Raw genomic sequence first — 22,302 nt, 5'->3', positions numbered from 1 at the left:
GTGACCGCCGCGGGCGCGGGGGTCAGGGCGCGTTCCCGGAGACGACCTTGCCCTCCGCGGTCGTGGTGAAGACGGCGCCGCCGGCGTAGAGCGGATGCCGGAACGTGGCGAAGGGGTCCGTCCTCCCCGTGGGTCCCGCCTTCGGGATGTCCTTGGTGCGCAGGGTGTCGACGTCGCCGTCGAGGCGCAGGCCGCGGATCTCGAACGCGCCCGCGGACAGCACCCGGTCGCCCGCGAGCGCCAGCGTGACCAGGTCGTCGGGGGCGCCGTAGCGCCAGCGGCGCTTGCCGGTGCGCCAGTCGTAGGCGCTCAGCTCGTGCTCGATGACGGCGTCGGGTTCGGGGCTGTCGCTCGCCACGACGAGCACGCCCGCCGGGCCGAGCACCGGACGCGGGCCCGAGGGGCGCACGCCGGGCGCGAGGACGCGCCGGGTGCGCAGGGTCGCGGGGTCGAGGTCACGCACGCCCGCGCGCCCCCGGCCCCAGCACACCAGCGACGGGCCGCGCAGCATCAGGTCGTCACAGGGCACGGACGCGGTGCGGGCGGTGGAGCCGGTCCGCGCGTCCAGGCGGACGACACCGCCCTTCTCCAGGGCCGTGAACACCCGCCCGCCGTCGACGACCAGCGGCCCCGCCGTCTTGGGCAGCGGCTTGGACCGCCACAGCTCGCGGCCGTCGGACGCGGCACGGGCCCGGACGACGGAGCCGGGCCCGCCGCCCGGGGTGGGGCCGCCGGGGCGGAACTCGACGGCGTAGACGACGTCCTTGGCGTACGCGAGCGCGAGGATGCCCCGGCCGGTGGGCGCCGCCTTGCGCCAGCGTTCCGTGCCGGACGCCACGTCGACCTTGGTGACGCCGAGTTCGCTCGGTACGTAGACGGCGCGGCCGGTCGCGTCGGCCTCGGGCGGCACCGCCTGGATGCCGGTCAGCCCGTCCGCGCGGCCGCGGAAGCCGCGCGTCGTCCAGCGGTGGTGCCCGTTCGCCGCGTCGAAGCCCGCGGCCGCGCCCTTGCCGTCGCGGCACACCAGGGTGGCGTCGGCCAGGACGCAGCCGTCGCCCCGGTCGTCCAGGCCCGCGGGGCGCGCCACGGACCAGGGCTTCCAGCCCTCGGGCCGGGCGGCGGCGCGCAGGCCGTCGGGGCCGTGGTCGCCGGTGCGGTGCGCGTCGCCGTACTCGGACACGACGAGCGGGCCCCGCTCGCCGCCGCCGGACGGGCCGGCCGGGGAGCCGGAGGCACCGGCTTCGCGGCCCCCGCCGTCTCCGCCGCCTCCGCCGCCGCCGCCCGGCAGGAGTACGGCGGCGAGCGTCACGGCGGACACGGTCAGCGCGGCGGCGGCGATCCACACCCACCGGCGGCGCGCGGGCCCGGACGCCGGGGAGCCGGGCCCGCGCGCGGGGGCGACGGGCGGGGCCTGCGGCGCGGGGGCGGGGGCGCGGCCCGCTCCCGCGCCGCTTCCGGTCACCGTGTCGGCCGCCGCGAACTCCCCCTCCGCCGCCTCCCGTTCGCACCGCTCCACGGCCTCGCGGTGCTCGGCGAACAGGGACAGGACCTCGGCCGGCCAGGGCACCGCCGCCGACGGCCCTTCGAGGCGGGCCGCGAGCTCCGCGGCGGTCGGACGGTCCGCGGGCGCGGGTGCCAGACAGGCCGCCACGGTCTCCCGCAGGCCGTCGTCGCGCGGCACCCCGGACAGATCGGCGTCGCCCTGGGTGATGCGGAAGATGACGGAGGCGATCTCCGGGTCGTCGAAGGGGCCGCGTCCGCTCGCCGCGTACGCGAGCACGGCTCCGAGGGCGAACACGTCGGAAGCGGGCACCACCGCGTGGCTGCCCAGGAGCTGTTCGGGCGCCAGATAGCCGGGCGTGCCCACGATCATGCCCGCGGTGGTGAGCGCCGTCGCGTCGAAGGCCTGCGCGATGCCGAAGTCGATGAGCCGCGGCCCGTCCGGGGCGAGCAGGACGTTGCCGGGCTTGAGGTCGCGGTGCAGGACCTGTGCGAGGTGCACGGTGCCGAGGGCCTGGGCGAGCCGGGCGCCGAGCGCGCGCACCGCGCCGACGGGCAGCGGGCCGCAGCGCCGCACGGTCTGCCCGAGGGCGGGCCCGGCCACGTACTCCGTGGCGAGCCACGGCACCTCGGCGTCCGCGTCGCCGTCGAGGAGGGCGGCGGTGCCGGGCCCCGACACGGCCCGGGCGGCGGCTATCTCCCGGCGGAAGCGGACCCGGAACTCGTGGTCGATGTCGAGGTCGGAGCGCACGGTCTTCACGGCGACGAGCGGCGTGCCCGGCCGGGACCGCGCGAGGAAGACCTCCCCCATGCCGCCCGCGCCGATGCGGGCGAGCAGCCGGTACGGGCCGACGTGGCGCGGCGGCCCGGTCAGCGGTGCGAGCACGGGGACTCCTCGGGGGTCGGGTCTGGGAGGGAACCGGGGCGTCCCGGGGCTCGGGCCCGGCGGCTCCGCGTGGCAGGCGGGTGTTCAGGAGGGGATGCGGACGGAGACGACCGTGCCCTGGTCGTACACGATCGTCGCGACCCCGCCGAGCGGCAGGACCGTCGGCGCCCGCAGCTGGTCGGCGATGACCGTGCCGGGGTCGCTGCTCCGCTTCGGCGCGCGGTCGCCCGGCGCGCCCGGCACCCGCAGGGTGCGCACCGCGCCGGACGCGGTGAGCGGCACCGTGCGCAGGGTGGTGTTGTCGGCGACGAGCGCGCGGTCGCCGATGAGCAGCGGCGCCGAGGAGATCATCCGCACGATCCGGTCCTCGGCGACGGACAGGGGCTCCTTGCGGGTGACCCGGCCCTTCGCCGTCTCGGCGACGAGGAGCTTCGCCCCCTCCGTGTCGTACGCGAGGGCGCTGCCGGGCCCGACGGCGGTGACGACGACGTCCGGCGGCACCGTTCCGTCCGGCCTCACCTGCGGCGCCTTGAAGGCGAACGCGCCCTCGGCGGCCAGGGTTTCGGCGTCGAGCCGGGTCACCCGGGTGCCCGTGTCCTCGGTGGCGTCGTCGAAGCCGGAGCCGCTGGTCACCACGGCCGGGCACAGGATCTGCCCGCCCACGGCCATCACGCCGCGGCACTGCTCGCCGTCGTAGGCCTTGCCGCGGCGGGCGCCCGTCCCGGCGTCGAGGGCGACCAGGCCCTGCTTCGCCCAGGCGTAGACCCGGCCGTGCCGGGCGACCTCCGCGCCGTACGTGCCGTTCTGCTCGGCGCCGGACAGCTCGTCGGTGCTGAGCGGCGCGGTCCACCGGGGCGCGCCGCCGCCCAGCGGGTACGCGAGGAGCACCGCTCCCTGGGGGCCGCCGTCGGCGTACGGCTTGGCCTCGGCGGTGACCAGGAGCAGGCCGTCGCCGAGCAGGGCACGGGTGAAGTACCTGCCCTCCGGCGGGCGCGCGGACCAGCGCACGGCGCCGGACGCGGAGTCGCGCACCTGGAGACGCCCCTCGCGGGCGATGACGGAGGTCCCGCCGCGCACGACGGGGGCCAGGGAGTCGCCCGGCACGAACAGCTTCCCGGAGGGGCTCACATAGGCCTCGCCCCCGGTGCCCCCGTCATCGCCGGTGCGCCCGTCGGAGGCCCACCGGCGCTTGCCGTCGGACGCGCCGATCGCTTCGTACGTGCCGTCGGTGAGCAGGCAGACGACGGCGCGGGTGTCGGCGGCGCAGTTCATCGGCGCGTGCGAGAAGGAGCCGCGCCACGGCTTCCAGCCCTTGGGGCGCTGCTGCGGGTACTGCGGGACGAGGCCGCTGCGGTCGTCGGTGCCCTCCTTGTCCACGCCCGCGGCGGCGATCAGCCGGGCGGGCGGCAGGGTGCTGGACGGGGCGGCGCCGGGGCGGGCCGCGCCGCCCTTCGCACCGTCGGCGCCGTCGCCGCCGGAGTCGGGGCCGAGCAGCGCGAGCAGGGCGCCCGCGGCACCGCCCGCCACGGCCACGGCGGCCACGACGGCGAACGCGGTACGGCGGCCGCGCCGCCGGGGCACGCCGGGCGCGGTGGCCGCCGAGGGCGCGGCGGCGCCCATGGTGGGCAGCTCGTGGGCGGCCGGGGCGCCGGGCCCGGCGGGGGTGTTCAGGGCGGTGGGCGTCCACGTGGGCGTGGGCTCTCCGGCGGGCTCACCGCCGGGCGGCGCGGCGGACGGGGCGGCGGGCGGGGCGGCGGGCGGGGCGGGCAGGGGCAGCAGCGGCCGCCCCGCGGCGCAGAGTTGCTCGGCGTCGCGCCGCGCCTCGGCGACGGCCGCCGCGACGGGCGGGGGCCACGCGAAGCCGGGGCCGTCCGCTCCGCCGAGGCCCGCGAGGCGCCCGGCGAGCTCCTCGGGGCCCGGCCGCGCGGCCGGGTCCACGACCAGGCAGGCGGCGAGGACCTCGCGCAACTCCGCGGGCACGGCGTCGAGTTCGGCCTCGGCACGCGACACCCGGTACAGGACGGCGGCCACGGGCCCGTCGCCGAACGGGTCGCGTCCCACGGCCGCGTACACGAGGACGGAGGCGAGGCAGAAGACGTCGGACGCGGCCACCACGTGCCGTCCGCCCGCGACGTGTTCGGGCGACATGAAGCCGGGGGTGCCGACGAGCAGCCCGGTGGCGGTCATCGTGGTGGCGCCGGGGGTGCGGGCGACACCGAAGTCGATGAGCTTGGGCCCTTCCGGGCCGATGAGGACGTTGGCGGGCTTCAGGTCGCGGTGCAGCGCCCCGGCGGCGTGCACGGCGGCCAGGGCCCGGGCCATGGCGGTGCCGAGCGCGGCGACGGCGGGCACGGGCAGCGGGCCGTGCCGCCGCACCGCCTCGGCGAGGGTGGGCCCGGCCACGTACTCCGTGGCGAGCCAGGGCTGTTCGGCGTCGGCGTCACCGGCGACGAGCCGGGCGACGTACGGGCTGGTGACGGAGCGGGCGACGGCGATCTCGCGCCGGAAGCGGGCCCGGAAGGCGGGCTCCTCCGCGAGGTCCCGCCGGACGGCCTTGACGGCGACGAGCTCGTCCGGGTCGTAGGGGGTCCGGGGGCCGCCCTGGGCGGTGGGGTCCGGGGCCGCGGCGGGATCCGGGGCCGCGGCGGGGCCCGGGACCGCGGTGGGCTCCGCGGACCCGGGGGCGTCCTGCGGCACGCCCAGGAACACCTCGCCCATGCCGCCCGCGCCGAGCCGGGCGACGATCTCGTACGGTCCCGTCCGGCGCGGGGAGGTGTCCCTCAACTGACCGATCATTCCGCCCCGTCCCCCTGTGCCCCTGTTGCCCGGTAGCTGTCGCGTCCGCGCTCGGCACGGGCGGTCGTACCGCCGTCACCTCACGAAACGCCCCGGCAGATTACTCGGTTCACCGGGGGGCGGCAGTCAGGAGGGCGGACCGGGCGGGAACGGCACGTCCGCGAGGACCGGCACGACCCAGCTCTCCTCGTATTCCAGGTGGGCGGTGAGGAGCCGCGCCAGGGTGTCGAACTCCGTGAGGAACGCCTCGGGGTCGGCGGTCGTGACGTCGTCGAGCAGCGCGAGGAGGCGTTCCTTCACGCGGGCCATCTCGCGGTGCTCCGCGCCGAGCCGGGCGAGGGGTTCGCGCAGGTGGGGGTGGTGTTCCACGACGCCGGGGAAGACGTGCTCGTCCTCGGCGGTGTGGTGGAAGGTGAGCGCGTCGCAGAACTCCAGGCAGCGCTGGCGGATCTGCAGGCCGAGGCCGGGCGCGGGCGGTGCGGCGGGACCCTGGTGGGCGGCACGGGCGGCGAGGTGCGCCGCGGCCTCGGCCCGGAGGTGGCCGAGCTGCTCGCGCAGCCAGTCGTGGACCTCCAGGAGCTTGTCGGCGAGGGTGCGGACCTCGCGGGGGCGCGGGGTGCCGGTGGGTGTGGGAGTGGGCGTGGGCGTGGACATGCGGAAGGGATCTCCAGACAGGGTGGCGCGTCCGCGCGTGTGTGACGGACCGACGGACGCGGTGAAGAGGGGAAGAAGGGGAAGGTCGTGCGCGGGCGCGGCCCGGACCCCGGGAAAGGGGCGTGGGTACGCGGCCGCGGCGACTGCGTCGGGTACGGGGCTGCGCCGATCCGGCGGGTACGGAGCTGTGCCGTTCCCTCGGGTACGGGGCTACGCCGATCCGGCGGGTACGGCGCTGCGCCGGGTACGCGGCTGCGTCAGCCGCAGCGCGGCGACGCGATACGAAGTGAACGCAAGGTCATGTCCCTTGGTGAAGGTGCTCGCCCGGTCGGAGGCCCGCCCACTGCTCTTCGGCCCACGCCACGCGGCACGCGCACCATTACAGACACCGGTCCCGCGCCCTGTCAACGCGGGACCGGTGTGCCGTACGGCACGCGGCGCAGGCCGTACGCGCGCTCAGCGGCAGGCCGCCGCGATCGCCGCCGTGTCCCAGTAGAACGGCCGCACCTCGCGGATCCTGCCCTCCTCCACGGTGATGGCCTGGAGGATGGGGAAGGCGAGTGCGCGGCCGGTGGCCCGGGCGCGGGCGTGGATGTCGCTGTGCACGCAGACCGTCCGGCGCGTTCCGGTGCCGCCGTCCGCGAGGAACTCCTGCCGCACGATGTCGAACCGGTCCCAGGTGTCGGCCATCGCGAGGAAGAACCGCTCCAGGCCCTCGTGCCCCCGCCAGGTGCCGCCGTACGGCAGGCCGTCGGCCTGGTGCAGGACGACGTCGGGCGCGAAGTGGGGCGCGAGCGGGGCGAAGGACGCGCGGCCGGGGCCGCCCGCGGCCAGATAGCGGGTCTCGGCGGCGTACATGGCGGTCAGCACGGAGCGGGCGTCGACGGGTGACGCGCTGGCGGCCGAAGCGGCAGACGCGGTGGGTGGCGGGGCGAGTGACGCGGTGGGTGGCGTGGTGGTCATGGGGCGAGGGTGCCCCGTGGCCGCGCCGCGCGCTGGCGGTCCTCGGACACACACCTCGGCCGGGCGCCGCAGCCCGGCACCTCCGCGCCCCGGCGCGCGGGCCCCGCGCCCACGGGCGGGTCGGCGCCCGCCCCGCCCCTGGCCGGATTCCGGACTCCGGCCGGGGCGGGGCGGGTTGCCGCCCTGGGCCCTCACTGATCATCGGGGAGACAAAAAACCCAAGTCAATCCTCGGATTTACTACCATGCCCCCAAGACTCAGCTTGGGTTGAGCCGTAACCGGCCAAAGTGCGGGCGATATGACCGATTCCGCCCCGCTATCCGGCTTGTGGCCGTTCACCCGCGCACGAGACGCTGCCCAGCACGCCTGCGGACGACGCAGTGCGCACAGGGCGTCGTCACCAGCCGTTTCCAGGGGAGGGAACGCACCACATGACCAAGCACCACACCAGAACGCGGCGCGGGGCGGGGGCCGTCGCGGCCGCCGCCGCGGTGGGCCTGCTGGCCGCCGTGACCCCGCCGTCGCACGCCGCGTCCGACGCCGGCGGCGAAGGCCGGAGCAGCACGTACATCGTGACGCTCGAGCCGGGCACGAAGTCCACCTCCGGCGCGGGCAAGAGCCTCGCCGAGAAGTACGACGCGCGCATCCAGCACACGTACAGCGCGGCGCTCAACGGCTACGCCGTGCGCGCCACGGCCGCCGAGGCGCGCGAACTCGCGGCCGACCCGTCGGTCACCGGCGTCGTCGCCGACCGGAAGGTCCGGGTGGACCTGGGGGCGCGGGCCGCGGCCCGGCAGCCGAACCCGCCGTCGTGGGGCCTGGACCGCATCGACCAGAAGAGCCTGCCGCTCGACAAGTCGTACACCGCGCCGCGGTCGAAGGGCGCTGGTGTCACCGTCTACGTCATCGACACCGGCGTGCGCACCGCGCACAAGGACTTCGGCGGACGGGCCCGCTCCGGCTGGGACTTCATCGACAACGACGCCGTCGCCCAGGACGCCCACGGGCACGGCACGCACGTGGCCGGAACGGTCGCGGGCACGAAGTACGGCGTCGCCAAGAAGGCCAAGATCGTGGCCGTGCGCGTGCTCGACGAGGAGGGCGGAGGCACCCTCGGCGGCATCATCGCGGGCGTCGACTGGGTGACCAGGAACGCGCGCAAGCCCGCCGTCGCCAACATGAGCATCGGCACCCCGGCCTTCGCCCCGCTGGACGCGGCGGTGCGCAAGTCCATCGCGTCCGGCGTCACCTACTCGGTGGCGGCGGGCAACGAGAGCGAGTCCGCGACGCGCTCCTCGCCCGCCCGGGTCAAGGAGGCCCTGACGGTCGGGGCGTCCGACCGGCGCGACAAGCGCCCCTCCTTCTCCAACTACGGCTCGCGCCTGGACCTGTTCGCCCCCGGCGTGGCGATCAAGTCCGCGTCCAACGCGAGCAACACGGCCACGGCGACGTACTCCGGTACGTCGATGGCGGCACCGCACGTCGCCGGAGCGGCCGCGCTGTACCTCGCCGACCACCGCACGGCGAAGCCCGCCAAGGTCGGCAAGTGGCTCACCGACCGCTCGGCCAAGAACAAGCTGTCGGGAATCGGCGGGGGCTCGCCGAACAGACTGCTGCAAGTTAAGTAGCCCCGACCGGCGGCCCCCGGCAGGAATCCTCACCCCCTGCCGGGGGTCGGGGTCGTAACTCTGCGCGACCCGACACCCAAGCCCCACCTTGGCCCTCGGCCTTCCCTCCAGGCTTCCGCTCAAGTTGCACGTGTATGCCTACGGCAGGGCTCGGCGTGTACCCGAACCGAGACATGCCCTCGCTCGCACAGGCTTGTTGCGCTTCACCCGGACAGTCCACGCTTCAGGGACTCGCGACCTGACGCGGCCCGGACACGCGGCCGCTGCCCAGGGGAGGGAAGGTCGCGTCCAAGGGGAGGGAACCAGCACATGCAGTTGTCACACACGCGTCGTATACGACGGGTGTCGGCCGTCACGGTCGTCGCTCTCGTCGGCGGCTTCGCCGTCGCCGCCCCGTCGTCGCAGGCCGCGCCCGACACCGCCGAGCACGGCTACGTCGTGACCCTGAAGTCGGACACCCGCGCGGCGTCCGCGGAGGGCAGGGACATCGCGGACGAGTACGGCGTGAAGATCAGCCGCACCTACCGCTCGGCGCTCAACGGCTTCGCCGTCAAGGCCAGCGCGGCCGAGGCCCAGCGGCTCGCCGCCGACCCGTCGGTCAGCGCGGTCAGCCCGGACATCACGCTCCACACGGACGCGCGCCAGGTCAACCCGCCGTCCTGGGGCGAGGACCGCATCGACCAGCCCAAGCTGCCGCTCGACCGGACGTTCCGCTATCCGGACTCGGCGGGCGCGGGCGTCACCGTCTACGTCATCGACACCGGCGTGCGCACCACGCACTCGGAGTTCGGCGGGCGCGCCCGCTCCGGCTTCGACTTCGTCGACAACGACCCGATCGCCGAGGACGGCAACGGCCACGGCACGCACGTGGCCGGGACCATCGCGGGCACGAAGTACGGCGTCGCCAAGAAGGCCAAGGTCGTGGGCGTGCGCGTGCTCAACAACCAGGGCTCCGGCACGCTGTCCGGCGTCATCGCGGGCATCGACTTCGTGACCCGCAACGCGCGCAAGCCCGCCGTGGCGAACATGAGCCTCGGCGGCTCCGCCAACGCCCAGCTCGACCAGGCCGTGCGGAACTCCATCAGGTCCGGCGTGACGTACTCCGTCGCGGCCGGCAACTCGGGCCAGCCCGCGAGCGGCACCTCGCCCGCGCGCGTCGCCGAGGCGCTCACGATCGGGGCCACCGACCGCGGCGACACCCGGCCCGCGTTCTCCAACTACGGCCTGAGCGTGGACATGTTCGCGCCCGGCGTGGCCATCAAGTCGGCGTCGAACACCAACGACAACGCCACCGCGACGCTCTCCGGCACGTCGATGGCGGCGCCGCACGTCGCCGGGGCCGCGGCCCTGTACCTCGCCGACAAGCGCACCGCGCCGCCGTCCGAGGTGATGCAGATGCTCGTCAACCGCACCGCGAAGAACCGGCTCATCAACGTGGGCCCCGGCTCGCCCAACCGACTGCTCCAGGTCAAGTCGTGACCGTCGCGTAGTCGGCGTCGCACCGCCGCACCGTGACCCCCGGCAGGCGCACCCCGCCTGCCGGGGGTCCGTCGTTGCCGCGGTGGGGCGGCCGGGTCGCTCGGTTTTCCCGTGACCGGTCTTGTGTATGCCGTTACGCGCGAGTAGTTAACAAAGCGCCGGATTGCCCACCCGAGAAGCGTGGGAAGGCTCCACCGGTACGCGCGTGCTCGCGCCCGTCGTCCCGGACGCGCACGCGCACCCGCGGAACCCCTCCACAGCCGACATCCGCCGACGCGCACGCGGAACAGGAGCGGTCATGCCCGAACCCCGCAAGGACGTAGAGGAGTTCGCCTCCGTGCCGGTCACCGGAAGGATCCCCATCCTCGCCGTCGAGCCCGTGGTGCTCTGCGGCCGACGCCCGGCCAAGGCCGTCGTCGGCGAGACGTTCCAGGTCAGCGCCACCGTGTTCCGCGAAGGCCACGACGCGGTCGCCGCGAACGTGGTGCTGCGGGACCCGGCCGGACGCGCGGGCCCCTGGACCCCGATGCGCGAGCTGGCGCCGGGCACCGACCGCTGGGGCGCCGACGTCACGCCCGACGCGCACGGCGACTGGACGTTCGCCGTGCAGGCGTGGAGCGACCCGGTGGCCACCTGGCGGCACCACGCGGAGATCAAGATACCCGCGGGCATCGACACCGACCTGGTCCTCCTGGAGGGCACCCGGCTCTACGAGCGCGCCGCCGCCGGGGCGCCGCCCGAGCTGCGCGGCCCCCTGCGGGCCGCCGTCGAGGCGCTGCGCGACCCCGCACGCGCGCCCTCCGCCCGCCTCGCCGGTGCGCTGACCCCGGAGGCGGACGCCGTGCTCGCCGCCCATCCGCTGCGCGAACTCATCACCACCAGTGCGGAGTTCACCCTCCGTGTCGACCGCGAGCGCGCGCTCTTCGGCTCCTGGTACGAGTTCTTCCCGCGCTCGGAGGGCGCGCTGGTCCGCGCGGGCCGGCCACCCGTGTCCGGGACGTTCCGCACGGCCGCGCGGCGGCTCCCGGCGATCGCGGACATGGGCTTCGACATCGTCTATCTGCCGCCCGTGCACCCCATCGGCACGACCTTCCGCAAGGGCGCGAACAACTCCCTGTCGGCCGGGCCGCACGACGTCGGCGTGCCCTGGGGGATCGGCTCCCCCGCGGGCGGCCACGACGCCGTGCACCCGGACCTGGGCACGCTCGACGACTTCGACGCGTTCGTGCGCGAGGCGGGCCGCCTCGGACTCGAAGTCGCCCTGGACTTCGCCCTCCAGTGCTCGCCCGACCACCCGTGGGTGGAGAAGCACCCCGACTGGTTCGCCCACCGCGCGGACGGCTCCATCGCGTACGCGGAGAACCCGCCGAAGAAGTACCAGGACATCTACCCCCTCCACTTCGACCGCGACAGGGCGGGCATCACCGCCGAGACGATCCGGCTGCTGCGCTTCTGGATGGGGCACGGGGTGCGGGTCTTCCGCGTGGACAATCCGCACACCAAGCCCGTCGCGTTCTGGGAGGAGGTCCTCGCCGACATCCACCGCACGGATCCGGACGTCCTCTTCCTCGCCGAGGCGTTCACGCGGCCCGCGATGCTGCGCACCCTCGCCGCGATCGGCTTCCACCAGTCGTACACGTACTTCACCTGGCGCAACGACAAGCGGGAACTGACCGACTACCTCACCGAGCTGTCCACCGAGACCGCGCACTACCTGCGGCCCAACTTCTTCGTGAACACGCCGGACATCCTGCACGCCTACCTTCAGCACGGCGGGCCGCCCGCCTTCGCGGTGCGCGCCGTGCTCGCCGCGACGCTCTCCCCGGCCTGGGGCGTGTACAGCGGCTTCGAGCTGTACGAGAACACTCCGCTGCGCCCCGGCAGCGAGGAGTACCTGCACTCGGAGAAGTACGAGCTGCGCCCGCGCGACTGGGCCGCGGCCGAGCGCGAGGGCCGCACCCTCGCGCCCCTCATCACCCGGCTCAACGCGATACGGCGCGCCAACGCGGCCCTCGCCCGGCTGCGCGGCCTGCACTTCCACGAGGCGGACAACGACGCGGTGCTCGCGTACTCCAAGACCGTGCGGCACCCCGGCGGATCGAACACGGTTCTGGTGGTCGTGAACCTCGACCCCCACCACACCCAGGAAGCCACGGTCTCGTTGAACATGCCACAGCTCGGCCTCGACTGGCACGAGTCCGTGCCGGTGCGCGACGAGCTCACCGGCGAGACCTACCACTGGGGCAGGGCCAACTACGTGCGCCTGGATCCGGGCGTCACGCCCGCGCACGTACTCGTCCTGCGACCGTCCTACCGCTGATCGGAGGGTCACCCACACATGATCGTCAACGAGCCCGTCCCGGACACCTTCGAGGACACTCCCGCGAAGGACCGCGATCCGGAGTGGTTCAAGCGCGCCGTCTTCTACGAGGTCCTGGTCCGCTCCTTCCAGGACAGCAACGGCGACGGCATCGGAGACCTCAAGGGCCTCACCGCCAAACTCGACTACCTCCAGTGGCTGGGCGTCGACTGCCTGTGGCTGCCGCCGTTCTTCAAATCGCCGCTGCGCGACGGCGGTTACGACGTCTCGGACTACACGGCGGTCCTGCCCGAGTTCGGTGACCTCGCGGACTTCGTGGAGTTCGTGGACTGCGCCCACCAGCGGGGCATGCGCGTGATCATCGACTTCGTCATGAACCACACCAGCGACCAGCACCCGTGGTTCCAGGCCTCGCGCAACGACCCCGAGGGCCCCTACGGCGACTACTACGTCTGGGCCGACGACGACAAGCAGTACCAGGACGCCCGGATCATCTTCGTCGACACCGAGGCCTCCAACTGGACCTTCGACCCGGTGCGCAAGCAGTACTACTGGCACCGCTTCTTCTCCCACCAGCCGGACCTCAACTTCGAGAACCCGGCCGTCCAGGAGGAGATCATCTCCGCCCTGCGGTTCTGGCTCGACCTCGGCATCGACGGCTTCCGGCTCGACGCGGTGCCGTACCTCTACGCGGAGGAGGGCACCAACTGCGAGAACCTCCCCCGCACCCACCACCTCCTCAAGCGGGTGCGCGCCGAGATCGACGCCCACTACCCGGACACCGTGCTCCTCGCCGAGGCCAACCAGTGGCCCGAGGACGTCGTGGACTACTTCGGCGACTTCGAGCACGGCGGCGACGAGTGTCACATGGCGTTCCACTTCCCGGTGATGCCGCGCATCTTCATGGCCGTCCGCCGCGAGTCGCGCTACCCCGTCTCGGAGATCCTCGCCAAGACGCCGCGCATCCCCTCGGGCTGCCAGTGGGGCATCTTCCTGCGCAACCACGACGAGCTGACCCTGGAGATGGTCACCGACGAGGAGCGCGACTACATGTACGCGGAGTACGCCAAGGACCCGCGCATGCGCGCCAACATCGGCATCCGCCGCCGACTCGCGCCCCTCCTCGACAACGACCGCAACCAGATCGAGCTGTTCACCGCGCTGCTGCTCTCCCTGCCCGGCTCGCCGATCCTCTACTACGGCGACGAGATCGGCATGGGCGACAACATCTGGCTCGGCGACCGCGACGCGGTGCGCACCCCCATGCAGTGGACACCCGACCGCAACGCGGGCTTCTCGTCCTGCGACCCCGGCCGCCTCTATCTGCCCACGATCATGGATCCGGTCTACGGCTACCAGGTCACGAACGTCGAGGCGTCCATGTCCTCGCCGTCCTCGCTCCTGCACTGGACCCGACGGATGATCGAGATCCGCAAGCAGAACCCGGCGTTCGGCCTCGGCTCGTACACCGAACTGCCCTCGTCGAATCCGGCCGTTCTGGCCTTCCTGCGGGAGGCGCCGTCCACCGGCGCGGACGGCGCGGACGGCGACGGCGCGGACGACCTCGTCCTGTGCGTGCACAACTTCTCCCGCTTCGCCCAGCCGACCGAGCTCGATCTGCGGGTCTTCAACGGCCGCCATCCGGTCGAGCTGATCGGCGGGGTGCGCTTTCCGGCCATCGGTGAACTGCCGTACCTGCTCACCCTGGCGGGGCACGGCTTCTACTGGTTCCGGCTGCGCGAGGACCCGGCGTAAGGTCGCCGTGACAGTGCGGCGAACCCGCCCGCGGCAGGCGTGAGGCACGCCGCACCGGGCACTCGCCCACGGCACGCCTTGCCCGGCACCCCCGGCACCTCCCCTTGACACCCCCCGTCGAGGGCGCGGAAAGGACACGACGCCATGTCGGAAGCCGCCACCCGCCCCAGTGCCCACGCCGGCGCGCTGATCGCGTCGCTCGACCCGCTGCTGCGCGGCTGGCTGCCGCGCCAGCGGTGGTTCGCGGGCAAGGGCCGTCCCGTCACGGGCTTCGAGCTGGCGGCGGCGACCGAACTCCTGCCGCCGGGGGCGGACATCGGCCTCCTGCACCTGCTGGTCCGGGTGCGCCAGCCGCTGCTCGCGGGCCCGGACACGGCGGCCGACCACGAGCTGCCCGCCGACTGCTACCAGCTCCTGATAGGGGTGCGGGCCGAGCTGCCGCCGCCGCTCGCGCCCGCGCTCATCGGCCACGTCACCCAGGGCGCCCTCGCGGGCCTGACCGTGTACGAGGCGCTGCTCGACCCGCGCCTGACCGGGCTGCTCCTGGAGCGCCTGCGGCTGCCGGGGCGGCTCGGCGTGCTGCGCTTCGCGCGGGCCGAGCACAGCGACATACCGCCCGCGCTCGCCCCGCGCACGTGCAGCGTCGAGCAGTCCAACTCCTCGCTCGTGTACGGCGACGCGTTCATCCTGAAGCTGTTCCGCCGGGTGGTGCCCGGCGTCAACCCCGACCTGGAGCTGCCGCTCGCCCTGGCCCGGCGGGGCTGCGCCCGCGTGCCCGCGCCCGCCGCCTGGCTGACGGCCGAGGGCGCCGACGAGCCGCTGGTGCTCGGCGTCCTCCAGCCCTATGTGCGCGGCGCCACCGACGGCTGGGAGCTGGCCCTGAAGGCCCTCGCCAAGGGCGAGGACTTCGGCGCCGAGGCCCGGGCCCTCGGCCGCGCCACCGCCGAGGTGCACGCGGCCCTCGCCACCGCCCTGCCCACCGTCTCGCTCGGCCGCGCCCAGGTGGACCTGCTCGCCCGGGGCATGACGGAGCGCCTGGAGGCGGCCGCCCGCGCGGTGCCCGCCCTGCGCCCGTACGAGCCCGCGCTGCGCACCGCGTACCAGGCGCTCGCCGACCTCGGCACGCACAGCGGCACCGCGTGGACGGCCCAGCGCGTCCACGGCGATCTGCACCTGGGCCAGTGCCTGCGGGCGCCGTCCGGCGCCTGGTCCCTCATCGACTTCGAGGGCGAGCCCGCGCGGCCGCTCGCCGAGCGCCGCATGCCGCAGCCCGCGGCCCGCGACGTCGCGGGCATGCTGCGCTCCTTCGACTACGCCGCCCGCTCGTACCGCCCCTGGTCCCCCGGCTGGGCGGACGCCTGCCGGGCCGCGTACTGCACCGGCTACGCCGACGTCTCCGGCCGTGACCCGCGCACCGAGCCGGTGCTCCTGCGCGCCCACGAGACCGACAAGGCGGTCTACGAGGCGGTCTACGAGGCCCGCCACCGCCCCGACTGGCTGCCGGTCCCGCTGGCCGCCCTCGACCAGCTCGCCGCGGACGCCGCGGGCCCGCGCCGCTCCGGCGACGTCCGCTGACCCCTTGTGCGCCACGCCCTTCGCCCGCCCTTCGGACAGGAGGCCGACTCCGTGACCCGCCGTCCCCGCTCCTCCGCCCCGCAGAACGAACCGGAACCGGAGGTCACACCCCCGCGCAAGCCGGCCGCCCAGCGGACCAAGCCGTCGAAGACGCCGCAGGCGGCGAAGCCCGCCCGGCCGAAGAAGTCGGCCGCCGCGAAGACGAAGGCCCCGGCGAAGCCCCCGGCCAAGACATCGGCCAAGACCCCGGCCAAGACGCCGGCGAAGGCCGGGGCGCGGCCCCCGGAGCAGCCCGCGCGGACACCGGAGCCCCCGGCCCCCTCGGATCCACCGGCCCCCTCGCCCGTGCCCGAGGCCGACCGCGTCCGGCTCCTGACCGGCACGCACCACGACCCGCACGGGGTGCTCGGCGCGCACGCCGTGCCCGGCGGGGTGGCGTTCCGCGCCCTGCGGCCGTACGCGCGCGCCGTGACCGCCGTCGTCGGGGACCTGCGCGCCGAGCTGCTCGACGACGGCGACGGCTTCTTCTCGGCCGTGCTTCCGCTGCGCGAGGTCCCCGAGGACTACCGCCTGGACATCGCGTACGACGAGTCGCGGTGGGACACCCACGACGCGTACCGGTTCCTGCCCGCGCTCGGCGAGTTCGACCTGCATCTGATCGGCGAGGGGCGGCACGAGCAGCTGTGGGAGGCGCTCGGGGCGCACCCGATGACGCACCAGGGCGTCACCGGCACCCGCTTCACGGTGTGGGCGCCGAACGCGCTCGGCGTCCGCGTCGTCGGGAACTTCAACTACTGGGACGGCACCGGCTTCCCCATGCGCTCGCTCGGCGGCAGCGGCGTGTGGGAGCTGTTCGTGCCCGCGGTCGGCGAGGGCGAGCTGTACAAGTTCCAGATCACCCGGCCCGACGGCAGCATGACCTTCCGCGCCGACCCGCTGGCCCGCCGCACCGAGGCGCCCCCGGCGAACTCCTCCGTCGTGCACACCTCGCACCACGTGTGGCACGACGAGGAGTGGCTGCGCCGCCGCCAGGAGACGCCGGTGCACCGGGCGCCGTTCTCCGTGTACGAGGTGCACCTGCCGTCCTGGCGCCCCGGCCTCACCTACCGCCAGCTGGCCGAGCAACTCCCGGCCTACGTCGGCGACCTGGGCTTCACGCACGTGGAGCTGATGCCGGTCGCCGAGCACCCCTTCGGCGGGTCCTGGGGCTACCAGGTCACCGGCTTCTACGCGCCGACGGCCCGGCTCGGCACGCCCGACGACTTCAAGTACCTGGTGGACGCGCTGCACCGGGCCGGGATCGGCGTGCTCATGGACTGGGTGCCCGCACACTTCCCGCGCGACGACTGGGCGCTCGCGGAGTTCGACGGGCGGCCGCTGTACGAGCACGAGGACCCGGCGCGGGCGGCCCACCCCGACTGGGGCACCCTCGAATTCGACTACGGCCGGGCGGAGGTGCGCAACTTCCTTGTGGCCAACGCCAGTTACTGGTGCGAGGAGTTCCACATCGACGGCCTGCGCGTGGACGCCGTCGCCTCCATGCTCTACCTGGACTACTCGCGCGAGCACGGCCAGTGGACGCCGAACGTGCACGGCGGCCGCGAGAACCTGGACGCGGTGGCCTTCCTCCAGGAGATGAACGCCACGGTGTACCGCCGCTCGCCCGGGGTGGTCACCATCGCCGAGGAGTCCACGGCGTGGGACGGGGTGACCCGCGCGACCCACCACGTCGGCCCCGGCGGCTTCGGCGGCCTCGGCTTCGGCCTGAAGTGGAACATGGGCTGGATGCACGACTCGCTGGGCTACATGACGAAGGACCCCGTCCACCGCAAGCACCACCACCACGAGATGACGTTCTCGATGGTGTACGCGTACAGCGAGAACTACGTGCTGCCCATCTCCCACGACGAGGTCGTGCACGGCAAGCGGTCCCTGGTGTCGAAGATGCCGGGCGACTGGTGGCGGCAGCGGGCGGACCACCGGGCGTACCTGGGCTTCATGTGGGCCCACCCCGGCAAGCAGCTCCTCTTCATGGGGCAGGAGTTCGCCCAGGGCGCGGAGTGGTCGGAGAGCCACGGCCCCGACTGGTGGCTGCTCGATCCCGCGTACGGGGCGGAGGCGGACCACCGGGGCGTACGGGACCTGGTCCGCGACCTCAACACCCGCTACCGGGCCGAGCCCGCCCTGTGGCAGCGGGACACCGAGCCCGGCGGGTTCGCCTGGGTGGTGGGCGACGCCGCCGAGGACAACGTCTTCGCCTTCCTGAGGTACGGGGCCGAGGGCACCTCGCCCCTGCTCTGCGTCTCCCACTTCTCCCCCGTGGTCCGGCACGCGTACCGGATCGGGGTGCCGGACGGCTTCACCGCGTGGCAGGAGGTCCTGAACACCGACGCGGAGGCGTACGGCGGCTCCCACACCCTCAACCCCGACCCCCTGAAGCCCACCCCCGAACCGGCCCACGGCCGCCCCGCTTCCCTCCTCCTCTCCCTCCCTCCCCTGACCACGCTCTGGCTGCGCCCGATCTGACGACGGGGTCAGCCCGTGGTCAGGGCCGGGGGCAGGGTCTTGGGCAGGTCCGCCGTGTGGAGCAGGCCCAGGCGCTGGGTGGGGCGGGTCAGGGCCACGTACAGGTCGCTGACGTCGAAGCGGGACGGCTCGACCACGAACACCGTGTCGAACTCCAGGCCCTTGGCCTGCCGGGGGTCGATGAGGACGACGGGCCGGGTGAGGTCGGGCGCCTCGCCCGCGCTGACGCCGGGCAGCTTCGGGGCGAGCTCCTCGTGCAGGTCGCGGGGCGCGATGACCGCGAGCCGCCCCTCGGTGGGGGCCGCCGCGACGGCCTCCGCGACGGCGGCCGCGAGGTCGCCCTCGGGCACGCGCCGCGCCCAGGGCCGCACGCCGGTGGCCCGGACGGACCGGGGCGGCTCGAAGCCGGGCCGCCCGGCCCTGCGGGGGACCTCCGCCGCGAGATCCATGATCTCCGCGGGCGTCCGGTAGTTGACGCCGAGCCGCGTGAACTCCCACCGGTCCTCGACGAAGGGCGCGAGGATGTCCGCCCAGGAGCCGACTCCCCCGGCCTCCGCCGTCTGCGCGGGGTCGCCGACGAGCGTCATGGACCGCGTCGGGGAGCGCCGCATGAGCAGCCGCCAGGCCATCGCGGACAGCTCCTGCGCCTCGTCGACGACGATGTGCCCGAACGCCCAGGTCCGGTCGGCGGCGGCCCGCTCGGCCGCGCTGCGGTGGTCGGCCTCCTCCTGCCGCTCGGCCATCCGCTCGGCGTCGATGATGTCGTGCGCGAGCAGGACCTCGGCGTCCTCCTCGTCCTTGTCCTCGAACTCGTACGTACGGGACGCGTACGACACGTCGAGCACGCCCTGCGCGTAGGCGACCTGCCGCTGCCGCTCCGCCTCCGCGCGGGCGAGCGCCGCGCTGTCGTCCTTGCCGAGCAGCTCGGCGGCCTCGTCGAGCAGCGGGACGTCGGCGGGCGTCCAGGCCGCGCCGGGGGCCCGGCGCACGGCGGCGGCGTCCGCGGCGGACAGGTGGACGGGCTCCTGAAGATAGTCGGTGACGAACCGCTGCGGGGTGAGCGCGGGCCACAGCTCCTCGATCGCCGCGTGCACCTCGGCACTGGCGGCGATGCCCTTGCCGAGCTGGGCGATGTCGTCGGGCCCGAGGAAGTTGGGCCCGCCGTACGGGTCGTGGCCGATGCGCTCGGCGAGCTGCGCGGTGAGCGCGTCGATGATGTGGAAGGCGAACGTGGGCCGCGCGAGGTTGTGCGGCAGGTCGGCCTCGCGGGCCGCGGCGCGCGCCTCGTAGGCGATCTCCCAGTCGAGGACGAGGTCGCCGTCGTCGTGCTCGACGATCAGCGGGGCCCCGGGCTCGGGCAGCCGCTGCCGGTCCTCCAGGGCCCGCCTGAGGACGTCGGCCATGGCGGCGCGGCCCTTGACCTCGGCCGCCGCGGGCGTGTCCGTGCCGGTCGCCGTGACGCCGGGGAACAGCTCGCCGAGCGAGGCGAGCAGCACCCCGGTCTCGCCGAGCGCGGGCAGCACGTCGCTGATGTAGCCGAGGAAGGCCGGGTTGGGCCCGACGATCAGGACGGCGCGCTTGGCGAGCAGCTCCCGGTGCGCGTACAGCAGGTACGCGGCGCGGTGCAGCGCCACGACGGTCTTGCCGGTGCCGGGGCCGCCCTCGACGACCAGGACGCCCCGGTGCGGGGCGCGGATGATGCGGTCCTGCTCCGCCTGGATGGTCCGCACGATGTCCTGCATGCGGCCGGTGCGCGCGGAGCCCAGCGCGGCGAGCAGCACCTCGTCGGCGTCGGCGCTCTCGTGTCCGGTGCGCGTGGCGTCGTCGAGGTCGAGGATCTCGTCGTGCAGATCGGTGACCTCGCGGCCCCGGGTGGTGAGGTGCCGCCGTCTGCGCAGCCCCATCGGGGTGTGCCCGGTGGCGAGGTAGAAGGGGCGCGCGACGTCCGCGCGCCAGTCGATGACGAGCGGCGTGCGCTCCGTGTCGGAGGCGCGGATGCCGATCCGCCCGATGTGGTGGTCACGGCCGTCGCGGAACGCGAGCCGCCCGAAGCACAGCCCGTTCTCGCTGGAGTCGAGCGCGGCGAGCAGCCCGGACCGCTCGGCCACCAGTACGTCGCGCTCCAGGCGCGCCTGCAGACCGTTGCCGACCTGCTGGAGGGACGCGCTCACGGCGGACTCGGCCTCCGCGCGCAGCGCGTCGAGGCGCGCGTACAGCCCGGAGACGAATTGCTGCTCTTCCCGCAATTCCTCGGTTGACAATTCAGCCCCTCGCCATATACAGTGTCGTTATACAGATTCCCGCAGTACTCGTGCGCCCAAATGTGCAGGGTAATGCGAAAGAATCCACTATACGCAGAGAAAAGCCCCGGACGTCAATGACGTCCGGGGCTTTTCTCCTGTGCGGCCACCGGCTTCGGCAGGTCGGCCGCGTCCGGCCGCCGCGGGGCTCAGAGCACGCCCGCCCCCGTCAGGTCCGCCACCAGCTTCCGCTTCGCCCGCGCCCCGACCGACTGCCACACCGGCTCGCCGTCGCGGAAGACCATCAGCGTCGGCGTGGAAAGCACGCCGTAGGCGATCGTCGTCTCCGGATTGCGGTCCACGTCGATCCGCACCACCTTCAGGCGCTCCGCCTCCTCCGCCGCGAGATCACCGAGCACCGGCGTCAGCTGCCGGCACGGCCCGCACCACTCGGCCGTGAACTGCACGAGCACCGGCCGCTCACCGCTCAGCACCTCGTATCCGAAATCGCCGTCCGTCACCTCGGCCACGCCTTCGGCCCGCACACCACTCATGTCCGTCCACCCCTCACGTCGCTCAGTTCGCACCGCGGCTCCGGACCGCCCGGAGCCTCCGCGTCGGCGGCCAGTTCCGCCAGCGCGCGCTCGGCCCGCGCCAGCTGCGCGCCGACCTGCGCGCGCACCGCGCCCAACTCGCCCAGCAGGGCATCGAGTTCGGACAGCTTGCTGCGGTACACCGCGACCGACGCCGGGCAGGAGTCCCCGGCCGGGTGCCCGGACCGCAGGCACTCCACGAACGGCCGGGTCTCCTCCAGGTCGAAGCCGACGTCCTGGAGCGTCCTGATCTGCTCCAGGAGCCGGACGTCGGCCTCGTCGTAGGTGCGATGGCCGTGGCCGTCGCGCCGCGCGGGCAGCAGCCCGCGCGACTCGTAGTACCGCAGGGCCCGCGTGGTCGTTCCCACGCGGGACGCGAGTTCGCCGATGCGCATGCCGCGACCGTAACCCTTGACGTCGGCGTCAAGGCCAGCCCTTCCGGCCGGGGCGCCTCAGGGCTTGCGGACCGCCTCCACCGTGGCCGTCCAGTTGTCGGCGCCGTGGCCGAGGGCGACGCCGCGCCGGGCCACCGCGTTGACGGCGCGCAGCACCGAGGCGTCGAGGCCGCGGTGCTCGGCGGCGTGCACGACGTGATCGATGCCCGCCACCTCCATCGCGAGGTTCGCCTCCGCGCCCGGGTAGCTGCCGGAGTCGACCTCCTTCGCCATCTCGTCCACGAGGGAGGTGACGAGACCGGCGTTCGCCTTGATGAAGGGCGCGAGCGCGGCGGCCGGGACGCCGTCCGCCGCCGCGAGCGCGAAGGCGTGCACGACGCCCGACATCGCGGTCCAGAAGTAGTCGAGCAGCGACAGGTCGTGGACGGCGGCCAGGCCGTGGTCCGCGCCGACGTACGTCGTCTGCCCGCCGAGCGCCTTCAGGGTCCGCTCGTGCTGGTCGTACGCGGCGCGCGGGCCCGCGTGGAAGAGCAGCGCGCCCGGCGTGCCGATGACGGGCGTGGGCACCATGACCGCGCCGTCCAGATAGTCGATGCCCGCCGCCGCGGCCCACGCGGCGGCCTCGCGGGCGCGCTCGGGGGTGTCGGAGGTGAGGTTCACCAGGGTGCGCCCGGCGAGGTCGGCGGCGAGGGGTTCCAGGACGGCCGCCGAGGCGTCGTAGTCGACGACGCACACGACGACCAGGTCGCCCGCGCGCACGGCCTCGGCGGCGCTCGCCGCCCGGACGGCTCCCCGGGCGACGAGGTCCTCGCCCTTGCCCGGGGAGCGGTTCCAGACGGTCGTCGGGTGGCCGGCGTCGAGGAAGGCGCCGGCGAGGGCACTGCCCATGGCGCCGAGGCCGATGACGGTGACCGGGGTCTTGGGGCTGTTGTCGTTCTGCATGCCCCCATGCTTGGTGAGTACGGAAGGCCTCACAAGTACCGACTATTTTG

General features: G+C 74.4%; 13 protein-coding genes and 1 pseudogene. 6 read left to right on the top strand and 8 right to left on the bottom strand.

Features of this window, described 5'->3' with window-relative positions; genetic code table 11:
• Nucleotides 1-22: 22 nt before the first annotated feature.
• The 4 genes from C9F11_RS28365 to C9F11_RS28345 all read right to left on the bottom strand — a co-directional run bounded on the left by C9F11_RS28365 (nt 23) and on the right by C9F11_RS28345 (nt 6,694).
• Complete coding sequence (locus tag C9F11_RS28365; protein WP_138961914.1) at nt 23-2,386, bottom strand: serine/threonine-protein kinase; 2,364 nt, start codon at nt 2,384-2,386, stop codon at nt 23-25.
• Nucleotides 2,387-2,470: 84 nt separating this feature from the next.
• The gene (locus C9F11_RS48205) at nt 2,471-5,170 is read right to left on the bottom strand and encodes a serine/threonine-protein kinase (RefSeq protein WP_212767839.1); all 2,700 of its coding nucleotides are present in this window, start codon (nt 5,168-5,170) and stop codon (nt 2,471-2,473) included.
• 138 nt (nt 5,171-5,308) lie between these two features.
• Nucleotides 5,309-5,836: a hemerythrin domain-containing protein gene (locus C9F11_RS28350; protein ID WP_138961912.1), complete on the bottom strand. Its 528-nt coding sequence runs from the start codon at nt 5,834-5,836 to the stop codon at nt 5,309-5,311.
• 456 nt (nt 5,837-6,292) lie between these two features.
• Complete coding sequence (locus tag C9F11_RS28345; protein WP_249402233.1) at nt 6,293-6,694, bottom strand: nuclear transport factor 2 family protein; 402 nt, start codon at nt 6,692-6,694, stop codon at nt 6,293-6,295.
• A 536-nt stretch (nt 6,695-7,230) separates the two neighbouring features.
• Between C9F11_RS28345 and C9F11_RS28340 the strand changes: the two genes are divergently transcribed.
• From C9F11_RS28340 to glgB, 6 genes and pseudogenes are all read left to right on the top strand, one after another.
• Nucleotides 7,231-8,427, top strand: a complete 1,197-nt coding sequence (locus C9F11_RS28340) for a S8 family peptidase (protein WP_138961910.1) — start codon at nt 7,231-7,233, stop codon at nt 8,425-8,427.
• 309 nt (nt 8,428-8,736) lie between these two features.
• A complete protein-coding gene (locus tag C9F11_RS28335; RefSeq protein ID WP_138961909.1) occupies nt 8,737-9,906 on the top strand; it encodes a S8 family peptidase in 1,170 nt (389 codons plus the stop codon).
• Nucleotides 9,907-10,204: 298 nt separating this feature from the next.
• Nucleotides 10,205-12,243, top strand: a pseudogene (locus C9F11_RS28330) (alpha-1,4-glucan--maltose-1-phosphate maltosyltransferase); the annotation flags it as partial.
• 1 nt (nt 12,244) lies between these two features.
• A complete protein-coding gene (gene treS, locus C9F11_RS28325; protein ID WP_138961907.1) occupies nt 12,245-13,981 on the top strand; it encodes a maltose alpha-D-glucosyltransferase in 1,737 nt (578 codons plus the stop codon).
• Between the two features lie 144 nt (nt 13,982-14,125).
• Complete coding sequence (locus tag C9F11_RS28320; RefSeq protein WP_138961906.1) at nt 14,126-15,556, top strand: phosphotransferase; 1,431 nt, start codon at nt 14,126-14,128, stop codon at nt 15,554-15,556.
• Between the two features lie 51 nt (nt 15,557-15,607).
• A complete protein-coding gene (glgB, locus tag C9F11_RS28315) occupies nt 15,608-18,082 on the top strand; it encodes a 1,4-alpha-glucan branching enzyme (RefSeq protein ID WP_138961905.1) in 2,475 nt (824 codons plus the stop codon).
• Between the two features lie 8 nt (nt 18,083-18,090).
• Here glgB and C9F11_RS28310 read toward each other — a convergent pair whose 3' ends face one another.
• From C9F11_RS28310 to C9F11_RS28295, 4 genes are all read right to left on the bottom strand, one after another.
• Entirely contained in the window at nt 18,091-20,343 is a 2,253-nt protein-coding gene (locus C9F11_RS28310) for an AAA family ATPase (RefSeq protein ID WP_138961904.1), read from the bottom strand.
• A 188-nt stretch (nt 20,344-20,531) separates the two neighbouring features.
• On the bottom strand, nt 20,532-20,876 hold the full coding sequence (locus C9F11_RS28305) for a thioredoxin domain-containing protein (RefSeq protein ID WP_138961903.1): 345 nt from the start codon (nt 20,874-20,876) through the stop codon (nt 20,532-20,534).
• Nucleotides 20,873-21,310 carry a MerR family transcriptional regulator gene (locus tag C9F11_RS28300; protein WP_138961902.1) on the bottom strand — a complete coding sequence of 146 codons (438 nt, stop codon included), beginning with the start codon at nt 21,308-21,310 and terminating at the stop codon, nt 20,873-20,875. The genes C9F11_RS28305 and C9F11_RS28300 overlap by 4 nt, the downstream gene beginning before the upstream one ends.
• A 57-nt stretch (nt 21,311-21,367) precedes the next feature.
• Nucleotides 21,368-22,252 carry an NAD(P)-binding domain-containing protein gene (locus tag C9F11_RS28295; protein ID WP_138961901.1) on the bottom strand — a complete coding sequence of 295 codons (885 nt, stop codon included), beginning with the start codon at nt 22,250-22,252 and terminating at the stop codon, nt 21,368-21,370.
• Nucleotides 22,253-22,302 lie beyond the last annotated feature (50 nt).

Source organism: Streptomyces sp. YIM 121038 (assembly GCF_006088715.1).
In the GTDB taxonomy this organism is placed as follows: domain Bacteria; phylum Actinomycetota; class Actinomycetes; order Streptomycetales; family Streptomycetaceae; genus Streptomyces.
This window is presented reverse-complemented; position numbering and strand designations above follow the sequence as displayed.